The sequence below is a fragment of the Sphingobium sp. 15-1 genome (assembly GCF_013375535.1).
Classification (GTDB): Bacteria; Pseudomonadota; Alphaproteobacteria; order Sphingomonadales; family Sphingomonadaceae; genus Sphingobium; species Sphingobium aromaticivastans.
Map to the genome: position 1 here is coordinate 732,254 of NZ_JABXJG010000003.1, position 20,378 is coordinate 752,631.

The window sequence follows — 20,378 nt, forward strand, 5'->3', positions numbered from 1 at the left end:
GCGGCGTTCCTTTCCGCCCTTTCCCGTCCACCTCGATTAGGTGCAGCCCTGAGCCATATCTGTGCTACAATGCGCGATCACCCGGATTTTTGCCCCAGGCATGTCGTGACAGAGAGACCATCGTGCTCCCGCCTGCAAATGGGAGATAATCGATGTCAGACGCTTTGCCGCCTACATGCCCCTCTAACGAGCAGCCGTCATGATCAGCCAGACCACCCACAAATCGGTGATATTTTCCGAGCCATTCCAACTGCCGGAATTCGAAACGCCTCTTCCCGCCGGCACCTATGATGTGGAAACGGAAGAGGAGGTGCTTGAGGGCAATGTCCATACGGCCTTACGCCGGATAGCTACAACGCTGCGCATCAGAAATGGCGCGGCCATCGAGCGTCACCCGGTCGACCCTGAGCAACTGGATGCGGCCTGGGAACGCGATCAAAAGGCTGCGCGAGCGGGCGGCGGGGGCCTGCCCGCGAAACGGCCTTGGACGCCGCTCTGGGTCCAAAACATACCCGCCGACGACTGCCGATAGGTCAGCCATGCTCAACAATTCAGCCATGTGCAGGCGGCAGGCAGCGTATCATCGGCAGGTCGCGGCGGCCTCACCCCTTGAGAAGGTGCGCAGGATCGCACTTGCCGCCGCCAACGCCTGGGAGGTCCAGGCCATGGAGGCGGAGGCACAGGAAAGCGGAGAGCGGGGCATGTTAAGCGCACAAGACGCAGCGATCGCTCTGGAATTGCACCGGGAGGACGAGGAAAAGGAACGCGCCCACATGAAGCGCGCCGCGGGCAAGACCGCGTTCGGTCCTCTGCAACGCCCAATAGACGATTGAAAGACGCACCTGCCCAGCACCGATGACGTAATCAGCTTTTCAGCGTCACGATGCTCAATGTACCCCGCCTCTGCGAAGCGCTGGAGGCATTATGCTTTCGGGGCTTTGCAGTCTTGGGTTTACGAACTTCGCGGGTCGATCTTTTTTGACTTTTGGCCTGTGGATCGGCCTGGAGACGGGACCCGCTTAGATTTCGGCCAAGCCGCTGGAAGTGAATTAAAAATGCTACCGCGCTGGGGTCCCGATCGGCGCCGGTTCGAACCCCTGCACTATCTCAATTTCGCACGTTATTTCAGATATTTGCGCTGCACAAGGGCAGGGTTACGCATCGGCGCCGATCCACAATCGGGACCTGGCCTGCGGGCATGAATCGCCTGCTCCAGGGCATCCAGAACGAAGCCTGCAGTGGCTGACGTGCTGACCTTCCACCCCACAATCCGCCGAGCAAAAGCGTCAATCACAAAGGCGACGTAGACGAAGCCCGCCCAGGTATGCACGTAGGTGAAATCGACAACCCACAGAGCGTTGGGCCGGCTGACGCGAAACTCCCGATTGACCTTGTCCAGCGGACACGGCGCCTTCGGGTTGCTGACAGTGGTGACTGTCTTCTTTCCACGCCGGACGCCCGCCAGTCCCATGGCCCGCATCAATCGTTCCACCGTGCATTTCGCCACCATGATGCCGTCCCGCCGCATCTGGTGCCAGACCTTGCGTGCGCCATAGAGGCCGAAGCTGGCCTCATGGACTCGCTTGATCTGCTCCCTGATCTCCTCATCGCGCCGGGTACGTGCCGGACGCCTCCCGGAATCGGCACGGCGTGCAGCATGTTCATGGTATGAGGAAGGGGCGATCGCCAGTTCGCGGCAGATCGGCTCGATCCCCAAATCCTCGCGATGGGCGTCGATGAACGCCATCATCATCTCCCGGGGCGGTCGAGCTCCGCCATCGCAAAATATGCTGATGCCTTGCGCAAAATCTCGTTGGCCCGGCGCAACTCCTTCACTTCGCGCTCAAGCAACCTCAGCCGCTCGCGGTCATCGGCAGCCAGCGCCGCTGGTCCCGCTCGTCGGCTCGCCTCCTCGCGGCACCAGCGGCGCAGCGTCTCCAGCGAGCAGCCGATCTTCGCCGCGATCGACTTCATCACTTCCCATTCCGAGCCATATTCAGCACGCTGCTCCGCGACCATACGGACCGCGCGCTCGCGGACTTCAGGAGAAAATTTGTTCGTCGTCTTGCTCATCACGGATGCTCCTTCTCACAAGTTGGAGCCTCCTGAAAAGCCGGGGCGCTTCACCCCAGGCCTTAAGCAGTGGTAGGATGATGCGCGCCAAATTGTCTTCGCCTTCCAGAAGCGTAACGACGTTGCGCTCAAAGACGCTGCCTGCGCCTTTGGGTATTACGAGACCGAACGTCTTCATCAGCCCGCGGATCTGGTTCGACATCTGCACCCGCATCTTCATAAGTTGGCGTCGTGCTGCAATCAGCGTCCTCATCAACATGCTGTCGAAGCCTTTGACGCGGATCTCCCGAAAGAAACCTACCTCGGCCAAATGCGCCAGACCGTCAGCGTCGTTCGCGTCGGTCTTGTTCGCAGCCATGTCGAGAGCCGCCTTGGCATGGCGCGCGTCTATGCAGATCGCTGGCAAACCCTCCGCAGTCAGTGCATGAAAAAACCAAACCGAAAGAGGCCCTGTCTCGAACACCACGCGCTTTGCATTCGGCGCGCGTTTGCGGATCACTTCTGCGAGCAGCTTCGGATCCGACGGGCACTTGCCACGCCAAACGCGCTTGCCATCCTGACGAACCGAAATCGAAGTGTCTTTCAGGGAAACATCGAGTCCTATATGCTGGTCCACGGTTGTCCTCCATCTGATGCTGGGCCCGGTCCAAAATCGTGAGCCCGTTCTTCATCTAGCGGGGGGCAACCAACCTTCCAGTAATCTCGAGCCCGTTGCCCATGGCCGGCGCTCCCGCGATTACGTCATGTTCGTGCTTTGGTCGGAACCGGACATAATGGCTCGAAGGATTGGGGGGTCGCGGCCTCTTACCGCCACCACCTGGCGAGTCCCAGACCTGCGAGATAGGCTCCGGCGTCCTGACCATTTACCGAGACACGCGCGAGAGTGCGGATTTCAGAAATCAGCCTCGAAGACGTAAACGGCAGTTCTGTCGGTGTTTTAATCGCCTACATCGGCCAACCAAGCTGGCATGTCCCGCTTGGCATGAAGCACGCGCCAGGCATCCGCATGGGTCTCCAATTCAAGGTAGAAAACAAGCCAAGGAAATCCTTTCAGCCCTATGGTCCTCAACCCGGGTAAGTTCAGCTCATGAGAGCATCGCGGAGATCCTGCCGCCGGCCTTTCCCCTGTAAAGGTATAGGCCTGTTCAAGCGCATCAATGAAACTGAAAGCCACATCCGCGCCAGCTTCGGCCGCGTAATGCTCGACCGCAAGGTCGACATCCGCCCGCGCTTTGGCGCGCGGTATGACCGGTTTTCCAGTCACGACCTCGTGCGTTGCGTCACACGGTCACGAAGGCCTTGGAAATATCCGGCGTCGGCTGGCGCTGTGGCTGCAGAACTGGCGCCGTCCAGGAGCATTTCGCGAAGGCGCTGAATGTCCTGATCCTTGCGGATTAATTCCCGCACATACTCGCTGCTCGTGCCGTAACCACGCACGTTAACCTGCTGATCCACAAACGCCTTGAGCGCATCCGGAAGCGAGATGTTCATCGTCGACATGGACTGTGATATAACGGGTTTGGCAAAATTTGGCAAGATGTCACCGGGGGGCAAATCGCCGTACACGGCACCGTTGCGATATCCTCCGATCGGCCAATTCTGGCCATCGGAGAACTATCATGGGACATTCGGACCTCGACCCCGCCATACACGATCGGCGCCCTTGGAATGCAGGGCAGAATATAGGGCCGAAGCGCCTACTCAAGCCGAGAGATATCTGGGCAATCCGTTTTTATCTCGACGAACACACCCGCGCTGCTGGCCGGCCGCTACAGCGCTTCAGTGCGTCCGTCCAGCAGCGCTACCGTCCAAACCTATCCCACCCCTCGGGGCACGACCGATAAATGCGCAATTGATAGTCGGTGGCTAAGATAGCCCCTGTCCGCGCATGGCGTGCAGACTACACGCGGACAGGGACCGTCCGGCTTCAAGCCGGAAGGCGTTGCAGGCTCTTTTCGCCGAGGCAATTGAGGGTATCATTTGGCCGCCTGGACGGGATCGCCCAATCGCCAGGCATTGAGAGAGCGGATCGTCGCCTTGCCATTGCGGGCATAGGCGCTCCAGCGCAGCTTGCCTCCAGCGGGAAAAAAGCGGTCAGTGATCGTGGTTTCGCCATTGTCGGCATAGACCTCGACGATCGATTGATCGACCAGCAGGCGCAGTGTGAAATGTCCCCGCTCGATCTTGATCGGAGCGTTATGCCGATCTGGAAAGGCGTCGTGGAAATGCGGACCTGACCGCGTCCGATCGACGAACAACTCCTTCGCTGTCGGATTGACGCCGATCAGCGTGCGATATCCCTGATCGTCGGACAGGGCGAATATGATCTGGTCCGCGCTACCCGCGTCGATATCCAGTTGCAGTTCGACCGAGCCGCCGTCGACGGGAAGGGCAATCTCTTTTTCCCCCAAAGCCAGTCTGTCCAGACGCACGGGATCGCGACGCAGGGATGCGACCTCCCGCACCGGCGCTTGCGCGATCCGGTATCCGGTCGGCGTCTGGCGCAGGGACACGGTGCGCGGCAGGGACATTAGGCCGCGGCTGGGGAATGTCGGAATGGCGTTGGCATAACGCCAGTCATTGGCCCAGCCGATCCAGATCCGTCGGCCATCCTTGACCGGAATGTCGTTCCATGACACCGCCGCGTAGAAATCCGCGCCATAGTCCATCCATAGCGGGGTCGTGCCCGATGTCGGGTCAGGCGTGAAGCGGCGGCCGTCGAAATCGCCGACGAAATACTGGCCGCCCGATCCGCCGCCGATGGCATTGTCACCCAGATTGATGCCCAGCACCCAGCGGGACCGGTCCGGCTGCCCTTCGACCGGCAATTCGAAAAGATCGGGACATTCCCAATTCTTGCCGCGCGCGCCAGCCGGACCGAACTCGCTGGCCTTGTCCCATTGATTGAGGTCTTTCGACGTATAGATGGCGAGCTTGTTTTCCACCGCCAGCACGACCAGCATGACCCAGCTTTTCGTTTCCGCATGCCAGAAGACCTTGGGATCGCGAAACTCGGTCGAACCGACATCAAGGACGGGCCTGTCGCCGGCGCGGGTCCATGTCCGCCCGCGATCATTGCTATAGGCCGCATATTGGGCCTGGATCTTCGTCCTGGGATTGTAGCCGGTAAAGAATGCGACCAGCGGCGGCTTGCCGTTTTTGCCAAAGCCGCTGCTGTTCGTCCAATCGACGACGGCGCTGCCGGAAAAGGCCATGACATCGGTTTCGGGAATGGCGACCGGCAGTTCGGTCCAGTGCACCAGATCGGGGCTGACGGCATGGCCCCAGCTCATATGACCCCAGCGATCGCCGAACGGATTATACTGGTAGAAGAGATGATATTCGCCGTCGTAGTAAACCAGCCCGTTGGGATCGTTCATCCAGTTGGCGGCCGGAGCAAAATGATAGACCGGCCGACCTGTTTTCGATGCATCCTGCGCTGACACCGCAATGGGCATCGCCAATGCAAGCGCAGCCGCCGCTTTTACGATGTCCATCATGTCCTTGCTCATTGTGCTGCTGCCGCCAACCCGGCGCGATTTGACGCAGTATGGCCAAGGTCCATGTCTTCCAGAGCGATGCCATTGGTTTCGGGCATCAACTTCCAGACGAACAGCAGTTGAAGCACCATCATCGCGCCGAAGAAGGCGAACACCCACCCGCCCAGGCTGGCGGCAAAGACCGGGAACACCCAGGTGATCGCTGCGGCCATCACCCAATGGGTGGTGCTGCCGAGCGCCTGCCCTTTGCCGCGTACGGTGCTGGGAAACACTTCGGAGATGAACACCCAGATGACCGCACCCTGTGAGATGGCAAAGGCCGCTATGAAGCCCAGCAGGCCCAGCAAGACCAAAGTTCCGTTCGGCTGCGCGGATTCCAGTTGTGCAGCGACGAGGAACAGAGCTGCGGCGGTCGCGACCGATCCGAAATAGAGCAGGGGCTTGCGGCCGAAGCGGTCGATCAAAAACAGCGCCAGGATCGTGAAGAGGAGGTTGGTGCCGCCCACGGCCACCGATTGCAGCAGGGCCGTGTCCGCGCCTGCTCCGCCCAGTTCGAAAATACGCGGCGCATAATAGAGGAGGGCGTTGATGCCGGACAGCTGATTGAACATTGCGATCAGGATGGCGCAGGCGACGGGCAGGCTATGTGCAGCCTGGAACAAGCGCGGCTTTTCGCCATGTTTGTCCCGCGCTGCCGCCTCCAGCATCTTGTCGACTTCAGCGTCGGGATCTGCAAAACCGAGCCGAGCCATGACCAGTCGCGCAGCATCGCTGCGTCCCTGAACCGTCAGCCAGCGCGGGCTGTCGGGCAACAGGAAGGTTATCGCCAGGAAAAAGGCCGACGGCACCGCGATGATGCCCAGCATCCAGCGCCAGGCGGTATCTTCAGGCGCGAGATTGGCAATGATGAAGTTGGACAGAAAGGCCAGCAAGATGCCCAGAACGATATTGAGCTGATTAAGCGCCACCAGTCGGCCGCGATAGGCGGCGGGGGAGACTTCTGCGATATAGATGGGCGTCACGACCGATGCCGCACCGATGGCAAGCCCGCCGAGGAAACGAAACGCGACCAGCGTGTACCAGCCCGCCGCGAAGGCGCAGCCAAGGGAGGAGACGACATAGCATAGCGCGATGGCGATCAGCATCGCCCGGCGACCGAAGCGGTCGGCAGGAGCGCCGGCCGTCAGCGCCCCGATTACCGTCCCGATCAGTGCGGACGCGACCGTAAAGCCGAGCGCTGAATCGCTGAGCGCGAAGCGCGCCTGAAGCGCCGAGGTGGTCCCGGAAATGACGGCGGTATCGACACCGAAAAGCAGGCCGCCAAGGGCTGCGCCCGCCGCCGCTAATATCATCGGGCGGCTTACTGCGCCGTCGCGTAACCTTTTGCCGTCAGCCATGCGCCTTCTCCTTCTGTACGGTCGACATGTCGTGCGCGTCCTGTTGCAGCACGCCCATGCGCCAATGAGCGGGCCATTGCCGCGTCACCTCATGATAGGCGATAGCGAGCGCGCCGCAGAGACCTGCCGACGCGCCCGCCGTTGGCTGGGCAATATAGTCGTTTAGATCCAGATCCTTGATACTCGCATCATAGCCGGCGAGCTTGTCTGCCAGTGCTTTGCGTATCAGGCCGTAAATAGGGGACCGCTGCATGACGCCGCCGCCCAGAATGATCCTGTCAGGCCGCATGATGTAGGTCAGATTGGCGCACAGGCCCGCAATATAGTCCGCCTCGATTGCCCAGGCGGGATGATCGTCGGGTAATTCCGGCGGGCGAACGCCCCAGCGCGCCATCATCGCCGGACCGCAGGCCAGCCCTTCCAGGCAGTCGCCATGGAAGGGGCAATGTCCGGCAAAATCGTCGTCGCCGGGCGCCCTTGGTAGGCGGATATGGCCTGCTTCGGGATGATTGGCGCCGCCATAGGGCGCACCGTTCACGATCATGCCGACGCCGATGCCCGTGCCGACGGTTACATAGCAGAAACTGTCCAAGCCCCTGCCACTGCCGAACAGTCGCTCTCCCACGGCGGAACAATTGACGTCCGTGTCGATCGCCACCGGCACGCCCAGCGCCTCCTTGAAATAGCCCACCAGATCAGTCCCGCTCCAACCGGGCTTGGGCGTGCTGGTGATAGACCCGAAGTCGGGGGCGGCGGGGCGCAACGACAGCGGACCGAAGCTGCCGATCGACAGGGCGGCAAGCGGTCCATGGCGCTCTATCGCGGTCTGGAAAAAGCGGGCCACGGCCGCCAAAGTCTGTGCGGGTTCTTCTGTCGGTATGCGGGCCGTGTCGAGGATCACCCCGTCACGGTCCGCGATCCCGCAGATGAACTTTGTGCCGCCCGCTTCGATGCCACCTAAAAGGCCGGTCTGTACCATGATGTTCATAAGAGCCTTTCGGGCGGAAGTGGATGCGGATGCGTCAGAAGCTGTAGGTCAGGCTGCCGCGAATGATCCGGCCGAACAACGGCCGGCCGACCCCGCGATTGGTATCGCCGTTGGGACCAAGCAGATCGAAGAAGATCGGATCGCCTTCCGTGAAGGACAGCTGATTGGTGATGTTCGACACATGGAATTGTGCGGAAAGGCGGCTGCTGACATCGACCATCACACCGGCGTCGATATGATAATAGGACGGATAGAGCGTGACGTTGAAGTCCGCCGATTCCGAGTAGCGATTGCCGAAATAGGTGAATTTGGCATAGGGTCGCACCGGCAGGCCGGTGAGCGGCTTGAGGTCCCAGCTCGGCTGGATATTGACCATGATGTTGGCCAAACGGCGCGGACGACGACCATTTTCGCCAACCTCTACGAAATTATAGGCGGTCACCACGCCATCGGGGTTCGTCGATGCATTGACGATGGTATAGTTGGCGTCCGTCACCTTGGGATCTTGCAGCACCAGGCTTCCGCGAAGCTCGAAGCCGGGGATCGCGTTGGGGCGCATCGCCATCGACAGTTCCATGCCCTTGTTCTTGATGCCGCGCTGATAGAGTTGGCGGACAAGCGGGCAGGCGTTGATATTGGGTACGCCGGGCGCCGGCACCGCGCAGGACGGGTCGGCAAAATTGCGATATTCGTTGATCTGCTGGCGAGGGTCGAACTTGTTGTAGAACAATGCCAGTTGGGCATCGAACTGACGGTCGTAATAGCGCAGGCCACCTTCATATTGCATGATATGCTCGACCTGCTTGCCAGGGGCAGCCGAGCTCACGCGGAACTCGTTGAGATCCTCCATCGAAGGCAGGCGGAAGGAACGCGATACAAGGCCATAAGCCGCGAATTTGTTGGAGAAGGAGTAATTCGCCCCGACAGACCAGCCAAAGCCATGGAAATCGTCCGAAAGATCACGGCGATTGCCGGGCAGCGACACTTCATTGTCGGCCGTGGTATCATTGGCTGAGCCGACCACGATATTGGCCGGCGTCAGGTCCGTGTTCACCACCCGGTCGTAGCGGGTGACGCTCGCGCTCTGCGTCTGATAGCGGATGCCGGCATCGACCTTCAGCTTGCCGCCCAGCGTTTCCCAATGGTCCAGCGCATAAATCGCCCGGCCATCGGCATCGGCATCGCTGACATAGCCAAAGAAGCCCGGCAATATGGCGCCATCGAGAGTGAGCGAGGGACCCACCGGGTTGCCGTTGGCATCGAGGCCGCGCAAATCCACAAGGGATGAATCCTTTTCCATCGTAGAGACAAGCAAGCTCGCCTGGAAATTCTGCTTGCTCGAATAGGCCGAAGCATAGCCGCCGATGGTCAGGTCGTGCCTGCCCAGCGCCTCGAAGGATTTGCTGATCTTGAGATCGATCGATGTGCTCCGCGCCTTGGCCTCATTGATGAAAGGCAGCAGGAAGTTGAGATAGGTGCCGTCCGGGACAGGCTGGCCATTTTTGAGATAGGTGGCGCCCACCGATCTGGCGCGGGCGAAGCTGTTGACGAAATTCTCACGTGTGCCCGCATAGGGCACGCACGTGCCGGACGTGCGATAGTTGAAGAAGCCGATCAGCTTTGCATAGGCGGCCGTATTCGTTTCGCATGAGACAGCGGCGTTGAACGCCGGCGAGACGACATCATTCTGGTAGCGCGCATTGTTGAACATCGACGCGTAAGCCGTGTCGTTTCCGGTGAACATCGCGTTGAAGTTGCTGGTGCCGCCGGTATGGCGGATGCCGCCGCTGACCGCCCAGCCGTCGCCGAACGTCTTGTCGATCTTGAACGTGAATATCTTGAAATGGCTCTGTTGCAAAAATCGTGAAGCTTGAGCATGCTTGGCGGAGATTGAACGGATGGAGCGATGACGGATTTCAAGTGGCGCCATTTCCAGGGTGATGTGATCCTGTGGGCGGTGCGCTGGTATTGTCGCTATCCGATCAGCTATCGCGACCTTGAGGAAATGCTGGCGGAACGCGGCATTTCGGTCGACCATACGACGATCTATCGCTGGGTCCAGCGCTACGCCCCGGAGATGGAGAAGCGGCTGCGCTGGTTCTGGCGGCGTGGCTTTGATCCGAGCTGGCGCCTGGATGAAACCTACGTCAAGGTGCGGGGCAAGTGGACCTACCTGTACCGGGCAGTCGACAAGCGGGGCGACACGATCGATTTCTACCTGTCGCCGACCCGCAGCGCCAAGGCAGCGAAGCGGTTCCTGGGCAAGGCCCTGCGAGGCCTGAAGCACTGGGAAAAGCCGGCCACGCTCAATACTGACAAAGCGCCGAGCTATGGTGCAGCGATCACCGAATTGAAGCGCGAAGGAAAGCTGGACCAGGAGACGGCCCACCGGCAGGTGAAGTATCTCAATAACGTGATCGAGGCCGATCACGGAAAGCTCAAGATGCTGATCAAGCCGGTGCGCGGTTTCAAATCGATCCCACGGCCTATGCCACGATCAAGGGATTCGAAGTCATGCGAGCCCTGCGCAAAGGACAGGCTCGTCCCTGGTGCCTGCAGCCCGGCATCAGGGGAGAGGTGCGCCTTGTGGAGAGAGCTTTCGGCATTGGGCCCTCGGCACTGACGGAGGCCATGGACATGCTCAACCACCATTTCGCAGCAGCCGCCTGATCGGCGCAGAGCGACAGCCTACCTGTGACTGCCGCCAATCTTTGCAACAGAGCCGATGATCTCGATATCCGAAGGTTCGAAGGTGTAGAGCCGTGCCAGGCGGTCGCGATCGGTCGGGATGGCGAGGATCTGATCGCGCTCGCGCTCGGTCAGGAGTTGATGCTTGCGCTTCGTCATGCCGGTTCCCGTCCACAAAAGGTCATCTGCGCCTATGGACAACCATGAGTAAAGAGACATAGTATGTGGACGGATGTCGATGGGGCGAAGCGGCTGTCCTCCATAGCGTCCACAGAACGACCGTTTGGGAGACGTGCGGCATGGGTGATATTCTGGGCTATGCCCGCGTCAGCACCGGCGATCAGGACGTTGCGGGCCAGACCATGCGTCTGGAGAAGGCTGGCGCCATCAAAATCTTCACCGATGTCATTTCAGGTAAGAGCATGGAACGGCCCGGTCTGGCTGAGCTAATCGCCTATGCCCGCAAGGGTGACACGCTGGCGGTGGTCCGCCTCGATCGGCTTGGGCGCTCGCTTGCCGAACTTCTCACCACGGTTGAGACGCTACGCGGTCAGGGCATCGCGCTCCTGAGCCTTGAAGAAAAGATCGACACTTCGTCAGCTGCCGGCGAGCTCATCTTCCATGTGTTTGGGGCCATCGCCCATTTTGAGCGACGGCTGATTTCTGAGCGAACCAGAGATGGTATTGCCGCCGCCCGTGCTAGGGCAAACAGCCTGGCCGTCAGCCGCTGGACATGTCCAAAGTGGATGCGGCCATCAAGCTGGTCGAAGCTCGTATCTCGCCTACCGAAGCAGCGCGGCAACTCGGCATCGGCCGATCGACCATTTATCGCGAAATGCGTAGGATGGGAATCGAACGGCCCGCCTGATTAAGCGCCCGTCCGTTCGCATCGAGCGTTCGCCATGCGTTCTCGCTTAGCGTTGTTTAGCGTACTTTCCACGCTATGCCCTCTATCGGTAATGCGCCCGCCGAACGCATCGAGCAGAATTTGCCCGACGCCCCGCGCCGTTACCTGTCCATAGGGTCGCCCGCACGATCGGCGGAGCCGATCTCGCCGGGAAAGGCGCATTGCCGACCGCCGCGCGGCATAGACACGCCCGACATAGCCGTTGCTCAGCCCGCGGACACGCGAGCCGGTATTATATTCGCTGATCGCGGCTTGGAGCGGATAGGCATGGCCGGCGGCGCTGGCGCGGCTGTAATTGTCGGTCAGCACCCGAGCGCCTGCCCGCAGATTGGTGCAGGGGTCGAATACCGTCTCCGCCGTCAGGCCGAGGTGCGCGAAGTTCGCGCTGTTGATCTGCATCAGCCCGGCATCGAAATTGGCGCCGCGCTGCAGGAGTCCCCTGGCCGTCGCGATCGCATCGGCGGCATTGCCGGGCTGGCGACGCAAGGCCCCACCCGAATTGACCCGATGCGGAACGGATCGCCCTCGGATTCGACGCGGATCACCGCCACCATCGTCTCGGGCGCGACGGAGGCGCAACAGGCTTGCGCAGCAACGCCGCCAGAACCGGCCCCTCTAGCCCCATTGCAAGCCCTTCTCCCGTGAGTCTGATAATAGGATATATTACAAAGCCGAATTTGCGGCAATACGCATTGATGATCGGGGGGCTGGCGGAGCGCACCGCGTTCAGCCGGAATCGGTGGCGTCGCTTGCTGCCGACTTGATGCAGCAAGGGCGATTGCCTAGTTCAGTTCGGTCTCAGCGTCCGACGCGGCGTTCGGCATCATTCCACGACAAGCAGAGCGGACCCTTGGCCAATACTTTCCTGTTTCTCGCAGAAACGAACCTGTCGCCGTCGATAGCCGAGCAACGGAAAGCGTGCGAAGCCGCCGGCGACGTGATCGTGGAAGCCGGCAGGATCAGCTTTCTCGATTTGCCCAAGAAGCTGGAACAGAGCGGTTTCGAGCTGGGGCACGGCGACAGGATCAAGATCTACGATTTCACCTGTCTGCCGGTGAACACGGCCACGCTCGTCCGCATGTTGGTGAAGTTGCTAGGCAAGGGCGTCGCGATCGAGTTCAGCGCCGCCCTCATCGTTCTGGACCCCGACGGCGATAATGATGAGGCGTTGCGCCTGCTGGTCGCCCTCGACAGCCATTGGCGGCGCGTTCACGGCATGAAAACGCATCCGCCGCACATCAAGACCGGACGCAAGCCCAGGCTGAAGGCCGATCAGCTCCCGAAGATACAGGCGATGCTCGCGGCCGAGGGTGCCACCTACAACAGCGTGGCTTCCGAGCTTGGCCTGGCGCGATCGACGGTGTTCGAGTTCGTGAAGCGGCACAAGCCCGTCGCGGCCGAGGCGTCATAGCGGCGAAAGCAGGTCCGTTATCGGTATTTCGAGCGCCATCGAGAGCGCCGCCAGCTCGCGCAGCGTGATCTCCCGCGCCCGCCCGTGGAAAATGGCCTGCAATCGTTCTTCGGGTAAAGTGCTCGCGGCGGCCAGGTCACCAATTGTGAGATTCTTCTTATCCGCTTCTGCTTTCGCGCGAATATGAAGACTTGCGTAAACGTCGTTTACGCGCTCCTCCCTCTTATGACCTGTCATGGCCTTGTTACCCGAACCTTATCTTGGCACTTGCCAGACCAATTGGCGCGATGGCCCTGTCTAGCGAAGATTGCACAATTCTAGGGGTTTGTATGAGCGGCCAACAGAGCAACGACAGTGGTTTGCAACCCTTTGGCCATATCCTCCAGAACCTCCAGAGTCGGGTTGGCCTTGGCTTGTTCGATAAGCGAGATATGCGAGGCTGCGATGCCGGTCCGCTCCGCAAGTTCGGCCTGTGAGATGGCCAGATCGGCACGGCGACGCTTGCAATTTTCTGCCAACAGTTTCGCTAGCTCTGACGCTGCCTCATCCAACCTCAAATATCGCGCCATAGGGTTGTCCCGTCCGTCGTTCGCTAAGCATCCGCCCAATCCGGCGGCGGAAATTATAGCGACCTGCACGGCCTATGCGATATTATCTAATTAACTACCTTTTTTTGCATAACTTTGACAACAAAATCCAAACGCCATATCGTGACGAGAATGGCACGTCGCAGTCGATCAAACCTAAGCCCGATCACTCCCGCTACCTGTATGCAGCGCAAGCGGCAAGTAATGGCTGCCGCAGGCTTTGTGCAATGTAAGCTACAGATACCAATCAGCTTCGGTCAGCGTCTAAATCATCTCAAATTCCTCCATAATATGCGTGGCCTCGACAGTGTGGTTTCCGCGATGATCCGCAAGGCAATGGCAAATTACTCCGCCGATGAACTGGTGGCGCCACCTCCGCCATGCGATCATGACAGGTTAAAACAAGTCGCGCTTCACATACCTCGAGAGCATTACGCTTTCCTTGTAGCGGTAGCGGAACGCAACCGGGGCATCAATCTCGGCATCGCTCTTGAAACCGTTGGAAGCTATGTCACCAATCTGACAATGACGCCTTTGCAACTTTCCCTGTTCTAACATTCGGAACGGGAACCGTATGATTGCACCAACTTCCTATCTAGTCACCTGTTCCTGCGACAAATAGGATTATTTGAAAGACAAAATCTGAAGTATCGAGAGTGTCGCCATGATGACTTGTGTTTTTCATCAGCATAGCTGATCCAAGTAACTGGCGAGCGGTTTTGCCTGTGCAAACCAAACAAATAACGCTGCTTCTCAATCTGTGAGGTGCCGAATCTCTCTGTCCTCTTGCTATTAATCGAATTTCGAAATTGTCACAGCAGAAAGATCTACCTTGCGAGCTTAGAGTAACAATCTCAATCCAGTGCAGGATACGACAGTGAATGTTGCACAATTTGGGCAATGTAATCTGGTTAGAAAACCTATATATTATTTATATGATCTTCATCATGCCAGATAAGAATGACTCAAAATATGGAGGAATTATCTAATTGTTGTTAATCGTCTCAAGTGGTGCCATCCCAATTTCGCGGAGGATTTCGCTGGAATGTTCGCCATTACGGGGAACGGAGGGCGGATCGGGAACTTCCTCACCGACGAAACGTGGCGCCGCACGTGCTTGCAGCACGCCATGAGCACGCGAGTAAATCTCGCGCGCGGCCATATGCGGATGTTCTGCGGACTGCGTGGGCGTCAGGACCGGCGCAAAGCATATGTCTGTTCCCTCCAGCAATACACGCCACTCAGCGGCGGTCCGAGTGGCAAACAAGCGTTCCAGCCTCGCTCCAAGTGTCGGCCAGACCACTGGATCATATTGGGCGGCGAAGGCCGGATCGTCCGCCAGTCCGAGCTTTTCCATCAGCAAGCTGTAGAATTTCGGCTCGACCGGACCAATCGTCACATATTCGCTATCGGCACAGCGGTAGGCGCGATACCAGTGCGGGCCATCCAACAGAGTCTGCCCTCGTTCGAATGCGCGCGGATTGTCGGCATTCAGCGAGAGCAATAAATTCATCATGTGCGCTGAGCCATCGACGATCGCAGCGTCGACCACGCGCCCCTTGCCATCCGAGCGGGCCGCGAGAACCGCAGCCAGGATGCCGACAGCAAGGTAGAGCGCTCCACCGCCTATGTCGCCGACGAGGGTTGGCGGAGAGAAGGGGGGACGCCCTGCTTCTCCTGAATAGAACAAGGCTCCAGAGAGGCCGATATAGTTTATGTCGTGGCCAGCCACATGTGCCAGCGGCCCGTCTTGTCCCCACCCGCGTCATCCGTCCGTAAACCAGGGCACTGTTACGACTATGGCACTGTTCGGGTCCGATGCCCAGGCGTTCGGCTACTCCTGGCCGCATTCCCTCGATAAGTGCGTCAGAGCGCTCGACGAGACGTAGGACCGTCTCTACACCCTCCGGTTGTTTCAGGTCGATCGCTATCGACCGTTTCCCGCGATTGACGATCATGGCGCTCCCGGTGTTGGTGACGGAAGCTTCAGCCTCTGGACGTTCGACGAGAATGACATCTGCACCCAGATCGGCCAGCAGCATACCGGCAAAAGGCCCCGGCCCCAGTCCCGCAAGCTCGACGATGCGCAGTCCTGTCAGTACTCCCATGGTGCCTACTCCGCCGCTACCCTGCGTCCAATGACCAGACGCTGGATGTCGCTCGTCCCCTCGTAGATCCGGCAAACCCGAACATCGCGGTAGATCCGCTCCACTGGATAATCTGCAAGATAGCCGTAACCGCCATGTATCTGGATCGCATCCGAACAGACCTTTTCCGCCATATCGGACGCGAAGAGCTTGGCCATTGAGGCCTCCTTCAGGCATGGTTTACCCGCATCGCGAAGGTCGGCGGCGTGGAAGACAAGCTGTTCTGCCGCAGCGATCTGCGTCGCCATGTCGGCAAGTCGGAACGAGACCGCCTGATGCTCGACGATCGGTTTGCCGAACTGTCGACGCTCTTTGGCGTAGCTGAGCGCTGCTTCAAACGCAGCGCGGGCCATGCCGACCGACTGGGCAGCGATCCCGATGCGCCCTCCTTCTAGATTCGCGAGCGCGATCTTCAGCCCCATGCCCTCCGAGCCGAGCAGTTGATCGGCAGACACGCGCATGTCTTCAAACGCGAGCTGACAGGTGTCAGATGCGTGCTGGCCCAGTTTTTCCTCGACGCGCACGACATGGTAGCCGACCGTATTCGTAGGAACGATGAAAGCGGAGAGCCCGTTTTTGCCCTTCGCCGGATCGGTCACGGCGAACACAATGGCAATGTGGCCGTTCTTGCCTGTTGTTATGAATTGCTTGGCCCCGTCGAGGACATAGTGATCGCCGTCACGGCGGGCCTGCGTTCGCAACGATGCGGGATCAGAGCCGGCCTCGGGTTCGGTCAGACAGAAGCAACCCAGCTTCTCGCCGCGCGCCATCGGCTTAAGGAACCTTTCGCGCTGCGCGTCATTGCCGTAGGCCATGATTGGCGCGCAGCCGACGCCGTTATGCACCGCCATGATCGTCGATACGGCGCCACAACCCGCCGCGATCTCGATCAGCGCCGCTGCATAGGAGACATAGTCCATCCCGGCGCCGCCCCAAGCCTCATCGATGGTCATGCCCATAAAGCCGAGCTCGGCCATCTTCGCCAGCGCCTCGGCGGGGAAGTGGTGCTCGTGGTCCCACTTCTCCGCGAAGGGAGCCAGCTCGCTCTGGGCGAAGGTACGGGCCATGTCGCGCACCATCTGCTGCTCATCGTTGAGGATCATAGGATTTCTACCGCCAGCGCCGTGGCCTCGCCGCCACCGATACACAAAGTCGCAATGCCCCTTTTAAGGCCGTGCTTGCGAAGCGCTTCCGTCAGCGTCACGACCACCCTGGCACCGGAAGCACCGATCGGATGGCCGAGCGCGCAGGCGCCGCCATGAACATTGACCTTTTCGTGCGGCAGTCCCAGTTCTCGCATCACGATCAGCGCGACGATGGCGAAGGCTTCGTTGATCTCCCACAGATCGACGTCGTCGACGGCCCAGCCGACCTTGCCGAGCAGCCTGCGGATGGCCCCGACCGGCGCTGACGCAAACTGCGAGGGCGTCGATGCCCATGTCGCATGGCCGACGACCCTCGCCAACGGGGCCGATCCGCGCTTCTCGGCTTCGCATAGCGCCATCATCACCACGGCGGCCGCTCCATCCGATATCGACGATGAATTGGCGGCGGTAACCGTTCCGCCGTCCCGGAAGGCGGGTTTGAGCGTCGGGATGTTTTCCGGTCTGGCCTTTCCCGGCTGCTCGTCGACCGAGATTACGACTCGTCCCTTGCGGGTCTCGACCGCCACCGGCGTGATTTCGGCAGTGAAGCTGCCGTCTCGCGTGGCGTTCAGCGCCCGCTCCAGCGAGGCAAGCGCATAGCTATCCTGTTCCGCACGAGTGAAGCCATAGACCTGCGCCGCGTCCTCGGCGAAGGTGCCCATCAGACGCCCTCGATCATAGGCGTCTTCCAGACCATCGAGGAACATGTGGTCGACGACCGCGCCGTGGCCGAGTCGAAGACCGGCACGCGCCTTGGGCAGCAGATAAGGCGAGTTGGTCATGCTTTCCATGCCGCCCGCAACAAGGACCTGCGCGTTATCGGCAACCAGCATGTCATAGGCGAACATGATCGCCTGCATGCCTGAACCGCACATCTTGTTGACGGTGGAGCATCCGGCACTTTCGGGCAATCCGGCACCGAGCGCGGCCTGCCTGGCAGGGGCCTGCCCTTGGCCTGCTGGCAGGACGCATCCCATTATCGCGCCCTCGACATCGCCGGCAGGAACGCCGGCGCGGCCAACCGCGGCGCGAATCGCTTCGGCTCCGAGCTGGTACGCTGATAGGCTTGCAAAATCGCCCTGCAGCCCGGCCATCGGAGTTCGCGCGGCCCCGACAATGACAATCTGGTCATTCATGGCAAATCCTGTCCCCCAATCACTTCGGCGGCATGCGCAGCGCGCCATCAAGCCGGATCACCTCGCCGTTGAGCATGGAGTTCTCGACGATATGCTGCGCCAGCGCCGCATACTCCTCCGGGCGGCCTAAACGGGACGGAAAGGGAACACCCTTGCCCAGCGCGTCTTGCACCTCCTGAGGCATGGCCGCCATCATCGGGGTGCCGAAGATGCCTGGCGCGATGGTCACGACCCTGATGCCGTGGCCCGCCAGTTCGCGCGCGGCCGGGAGAGTCAGTGCTGCCACGCCGCCCTTAGAGGTGGCATAGGCCGCTTGCCCGATCTGCCCATCGAACGCAGCGATCGACGCTGTGTTGACGACCACCCCGCGTTCTCCGTCCGGGCCTGGTTCTTCCCTCGCGATAGCCTCGGCACAGAGGCGGAGCATGTTGAACGTACCCACAAGGTTGACCGAGATCACCCGGGCAAAGCTATCGAGCCGATGGATCTCCTTCTTGCCAAGAATCTTCTCTCCCGGCGCGACACCCGCACAGTTCACCAACCCGTGTAGATGACCGAAGCTGTCGAGCGCCAGCTTCACTGCCGCCCGGCCGTGTTCCTCGCTGGTCACATCTCCGGAGATGACGCAGGCTTCACCCTCGACATTGGCCCGTTCGGCCTCCGCGGCCATGCCGTTGAGGTCGAACAGCACCAGCCGCGCGCCCGCCTTCGCAAATCCACGCGCAACTGCCGAACCGAGGCCGGATCCAGCCCCCGTCACGATGAAAACCTTATTCTCTAACTGCAAAACAGAACTCCCATGAACTCGTCATCCAACGAGGTGGCTGGCCGGAACGCTCACGCTGCAGCCGTGATCTCCGCGTTGCGCAGAACAAAGCGCTGGATTTTCCCGCTGGGCGTCTTCGGCAGCGAAGCGACGAAGGCGAATTCGCGGGGATAGGCATGGGCAGACAGGCGATTGCGTACATGGCGGCGTAATTCTTCCTCCAATTCCGGCGTTGCCTCGTAGGCCGCATTCAACACGACGAAGGCTTTCACGATTTCGGTGCGTTCGGGATCGGGCTTGCCAATCACTGCGGCCTCGACAACCGCGGGATGCTCGATCAGTGCACTCTCGACGTCGAACGGCCCGATCCGGTATCCCGAGGAGGTAATGACATCGTCAGCGCGGCCGACGAAAGAGATATGGCCGGTCGGCTCCAGTTCGACTGTGTCGCCCGTACGATAGTAGCCGCCATACACGGACGGCGTCGCTTCGTTGAGATAGCCCGCAAACCACATAATCGGAGATTTCTCAACGTGGACAGCCAGTATGCCGGGCTGGTTGGGGCCGAGGACGTGATCTTCCTCGTCGAGCACAACAACATGGTAGCCCGGCATGGCAAAACCCGCTGACCCAATGCGAATATCGTGATCGAGCCCGTGGTGATTGTTGACGCACATACCCAATTCCGTCTGCCCATAATGGTCAGCGATCGGGACATCGAGATGCTCGGCAAACCAGCGGACGACTTCCGGATTCAGCGGCTCACCTGCGGAAGAAACGCGCCGCAAGCACCCCTTCACGGTAGCCGCCACGTCCGGACCGGCGGCGATCATCAAGCGATAGGCGGTGGGTGCGCCGGCGAGGTTGGTGATGCCCGCGTTCTGGATCAATTGGTACGTGGTTTCAACCGAGAACGGCCCGTCGAAGAATGTGGTCGAATGGCCAAGCAGGAGTGGACCGATCACGGCATAGTACAACCCATAGGCCCAGCCGGGATCGGCGATGTTCCAGTAGATATCGCCTTTGCGCAGGTCGATCGCATATTCCATGTACGCACGGAACGAGACCAGCGCTTTCAGCGGCACCGGCACACCCTTGGGTAAGCCGGTCGTCCCCGACGTCGACATCAAAAGGAAGATGTCGTCCCCGGCACGTGCAACAGGTTCGAATTCTGCACTCTGGCATGCTAGTTCGGCGGCCAGATCAAGATCGCCCTCACGGATCTGCTCGCCGCCGTAAGCGGGCGTTGTCACGGCAATCAAGGGGGCATTGTCGACATCATCGAATTTAGGCCGGTTGGCCGGATCGGTGACGACGAGCTTTGCTTGGCTGGTGCCCAGCCTTTGCTCAATCGCCTTCGATCCAAAAGCCGTGAACATCGGCTGATAGACCGCTCCTGACCGCCACACACCAAGAGCGGCGATGATCAGGTCAGGTACGCGAGGCAACATCACCGCAAACGCGGTCTCCCGGAACGATGCCACGGCCGGCGAGGAAATTTGCGAAACGGGCCGATGCATCGCGCAATTCCCCAAAAGTCAAGTCAAGCTTCCGTCCCGTTGCGTCTTCCCAGTGGACAGCCACCTTGGACGGGTCTTCGGCCCATCGATCGCAGCATTCGACGCAGGCGTTG

At 60.2% G+C, this 20,378-nt stretch carries 18 protein-coding genes, 6 pseudogenes and 1 other annotated feature; of the genes and pseudogenes, 6 read left to right on the forward strand and 18 right to left on the reverse strand.

Annotated features, from left to right (window positions below):
- Positions 1–199: 199 nt before the first annotated feature.
- Together HUK72_RS26465 and HUK72_RS26470 are read left to right on the forward strand one after the other, a co-directional pair.
- Positions 200–532 carry a hypothetical protein gene (locus tag HUK72_RS26465; protein WP_176599419.1) on the forward strand — a complete coding sequence of 111 codons (333 nt, stop codon included), beginning with the start codon at positions 200–202 and terminating at the stop codon, positions 530–532.
- 7 nt (positions 533–539) lie between these two features.
- Complete coding sequence (locus HUK72_RS26470; RefSeq protein ID WP_218036303.1) at positions 540–833, forward strand: hypothetical protein; 294 nt, start codon at positions 540–542, stop codon at positions 831–833.
- Positions 834–1,186: 353 nt separating this feature from the next.
- Here HUK72_RS26470 and HUK72_RS26475 read toward each other — a convergent pair.
- From HUK72_RS26475 to HUK72_RS26510, 8 genes and pseudogenes are all read right to left on the reverse strand, one after another.
- Positions 1,187–2,073 (reverse strand): annotated as a pseudogene (locus tag HUK72_RS26475) (IS3 family transposase); the annotation flags it as partial.
- Positions 1,676–1,792: a sequence feature (AL1L pseudoknot), on the reverse strand. Its footprint overlaps the pseudogene before it by 117 nt.
- Before the next feature lie 40 nt (positions 2,074–2,113).
- A pseudogene (locus HUK72_RS26480) lies at positions 2,114–2,689 on the reverse strand (transposase); the annotation flags it as partial.
- A gap of 321 nt (positions 2,690–3,010) precedes the next feature.
- Positions 3,011–3,337: a type II toxin-antitoxin system RelE/ParE family toxin gene (locus HUK72_RS26485; protein ID WP_176599421.1), complete on the reverse strand. Its 327-nt coding sequence runs from the start codon at positions 3,335–3,337 to the stop codon at positions 3,011–3,013.
- The gene (locus HUK72_RS26490) at positions 3,334–3,573 is read right to left on the reverse strand and encodes a type II toxin-antitoxin system ParD family antitoxin (RefSeq protein ID WP_066553442.1); all 240 of its coding nucleotides are present in this window, start codon (positions 3,571–3,573) and stop codon (positions 3,334–3,336) included. The genes HUK72_RS26485 and HUK72_RS26490 overlap by 4 nt, the downstream gene beginning before the upstream one ends.
- A gap of 476 nt (positions 3,574–4,049) precedes the next feature.
- Entirely contained in the window at positions 4,050–5,585 is a 1,536-nt protein-coding gene (locus HUK72_RS26495) for a glycoside hydrolase family 32 protein (RefSeq protein WP_176599422.1), read from the reverse strand.
- The gene (locus tag HUK72_RS26500; RefSeq protein ID WP_218036304.1) at positions 5,582–6,970 is read right to left on the reverse strand and encodes a sugar porter family MFS transporter; all 1,389 of its coding nucleotides are present in this window, start codon (positions 6,968–6,970) and stop codon (positions 5,582–5,584) included. Before HUK72_RS26500 ends, HUK72_RS26495 begins: the two co-directional genes overlap by 4 nt.
- Positions 6,963–7,958, reverse strand: a complete 996-nt coding sequence (locus tag HUK72_RS26505) for an ROK family protein (RefSeq protein WP_255326035.1) — start codon at positions 7,956–7,958, stop codon at positions 6,963–6,965. The genes HUK72_RS26500 and HUK72_RS26505 overlap by 8 nt, the downstream gene beginning before the upstream one ends.
- 34 nt (positions 7,959–7,992) lie before the next feature.
- Positions 7,993–9,816 (reverse strand): TonB-dependent receptor domain-containing protein, encoded by a 1,824-nt coding sequence (locus HUK72_RS26510; protein ID WP_176599423.1) that lies wholly within the window; start codon positions 9,814–9,816, stop codon positions 7,993–7,995.
- A gap of 48 nt (positions 9,817–9,864) precedes the next feature.
- Here HUK72_RS26510 and HUK72_RS26515 point away from each other — a divergent pair.
- Positions 9,865–10,628 (forward strand): annotated as a pseudogene (locus HUK72_RS26515) (IS6-like element IS6100 family transposase).
- 48 nt (positions 10,629–10,676) lie between these two features.
- On the opposite strand, the pseudogene HUK72_RS26520 reads toward HUK72_RS26515, so the two are convergent.
- Positions 10,677–10,805, reverse strand: a pseudogene (locus HUK72_RS26520) (DUF4158 domain-containing protein); the annotation flags it as partial.
- Between the two features lie 140 nt (positions 10,806–10,945).
- On the opposite strand from HUK72_RS26520, the pseudogene HUK72_RS26525 reads away from it, so the two are divergent.
- Positions 10,946–11,514, forward strand: a pseudogene (locus HUK72_RS26525) (recombinase family protein).
- Here HUK72_RS26525 and HUK72_RS26530 read toward each other — a convergent pair.
- Positions 11,515–12,039 (reverse strand): lytic transglycosylase domain-containing protein, encoded by a 525-nt coding sequence (locus HUK72_RS26530; protein WP_176599425.1) that lies wholly within the window; start codon positions 12,037–12,039, stop codon positions 11,515–11,517.
- A gap of 364 nt (positions 12,040–12,403) precedes the next feature.
- Here HUK72_RS26530 and HUK72_RS26535 point away from each other — a divergent pair, with 364 nt between their 5' ends.
- Positions 12,404–12,964, forward strand: a complete 561-nt coding sequence (locus tag HUK72_RS26535) for a Hin recombinase (RefSeq protein WP_176599426.1) — start codon at positions 12,404–12,406, stop codon at positions 12,962–12,964.
- Here the strand turns inward: HUK72_RS26535 and HUK72_RS26540 are convergent.
- Both HUK72_RS26540 and HUK72_RS26545 read right to left on the reverse strand, forming a co-directional pair.
- The gene (locus HUK72_RS26540; RefSeq protein WP_176599427.1) at positions 12,959–13,201 is read right to left on the reverse strand and encodes a helix-turn-helix transcriptional regulator; all 243 of its coding nucleotides are present in this window, start codon (positions 13,199–13,201) and stop codon (positions 12,959–12,961) included. The genes HUK72_RS26535 and HUK72_RS26540 overlap by 6 nt on opposite strands.
- 80 nt (positions 13,202–13,281) lie before the next feature.
- Complete coding sequence (locus tag HUK72_RS26545; protein WP_176593295.1) at positions 13,282–13,533, reverse strand: helix-turn-helix domain-containing protein; 252 nt, start codon at positions 13,531–13,533, stop codon at positions 13,282–13,284.
- A 150-nt stretch (positions 13,534–13,683) separates the two neighbouring features.
- Between HUK72_RS26545 and HUK72_RS26550 the strand changes: the two genes are divergently transcribed.
- Positions 13,684–14,106, forward strand: a complete 423-nt coding sequence (locus tag HUK72_RS26550) for a hypothetical protein (protein WP_218036305.1) — start codon at positions 13,684–13,686, stop codon at positions 14,104–14,106.
- A gap of 430 nt (positions 14,107–14,536) precedes the next feature.
- Here the strand turns inward: HUK72_RS26550 and HUK72_RS26555 are convergent, their stop codons facing one another.
- The 6 genes and pseudogenes from HUK72_RS26555 to HUK72_RS26575 form a co-directional block, all read right to left on the reverse strand.
- Entirely contained in the window at positions 14,537–15,283 is a 747-nt protein-coding gene (locus HUK72_RS26555) for a CoA transferase (protein WP_369806078.1), read from the reverse strand.
- Positions 15,284–15,362: 79 nt separating this feature from the next.
- Positions 15,363–15,659 (reverse strand): annotated as a pseudogene (locus tag HUK72_RS27570) (CoA transferase); the annotation flags it as partial.
- A gap of 5 nt (positions 15,660–15,664) precedes the next feature.
- A complete protein-coding gene (locus tag HUK72_RS26560) occupies positions 15,665–16,801 on the reverse strand; it encodes an acyl-CoA dehydrogenase family protein (RefSeq protein ID WP_176593292.1) in 1,137 nt (378 codons plus the stop codon).
- A complete protein-coding gene (locus HUK72_RS26565) occupies positions 16,798–17,979 on the reverse strand; it encodes an acetyl-CoA C-acyltransferase (RefSeq protein WP_176593291.1) in 1,182 nt (393 codons plus the stop codon). The genes HUK72_RS26560 and HUK72_RS26565 overlap by 4 nt, the downstream gene beginning before the upstream one ends.
- A 19-nt stretch (positions 17,980–17,998) precedes the next feature.
- A complete protein-coding gene (locus tag HUK72_RS26570; RefSeq protein WP_176593290.1) occupies positions 17,999–18,766 on the reverse strand; it encodes a 3-hydroxyacyl-CoA dehydrogenase in 768 nt (255 codons plus the stop codon).
- A 50-nt stretch (positions 18,767–18,816) separates the two neighbouring features.
- A complete protein-coding gene (locus tag HUK72_RS26575; protein ID WP_218036306.1) occupies positions 18,817–20,265 on the reverse strand; it encodes an AMP-binding protein in 1,449 nt (482 codons plus the stop codon).
- Between the last annotated feature and the right edge of the window lie 113 nt (positions 20,266–20,378).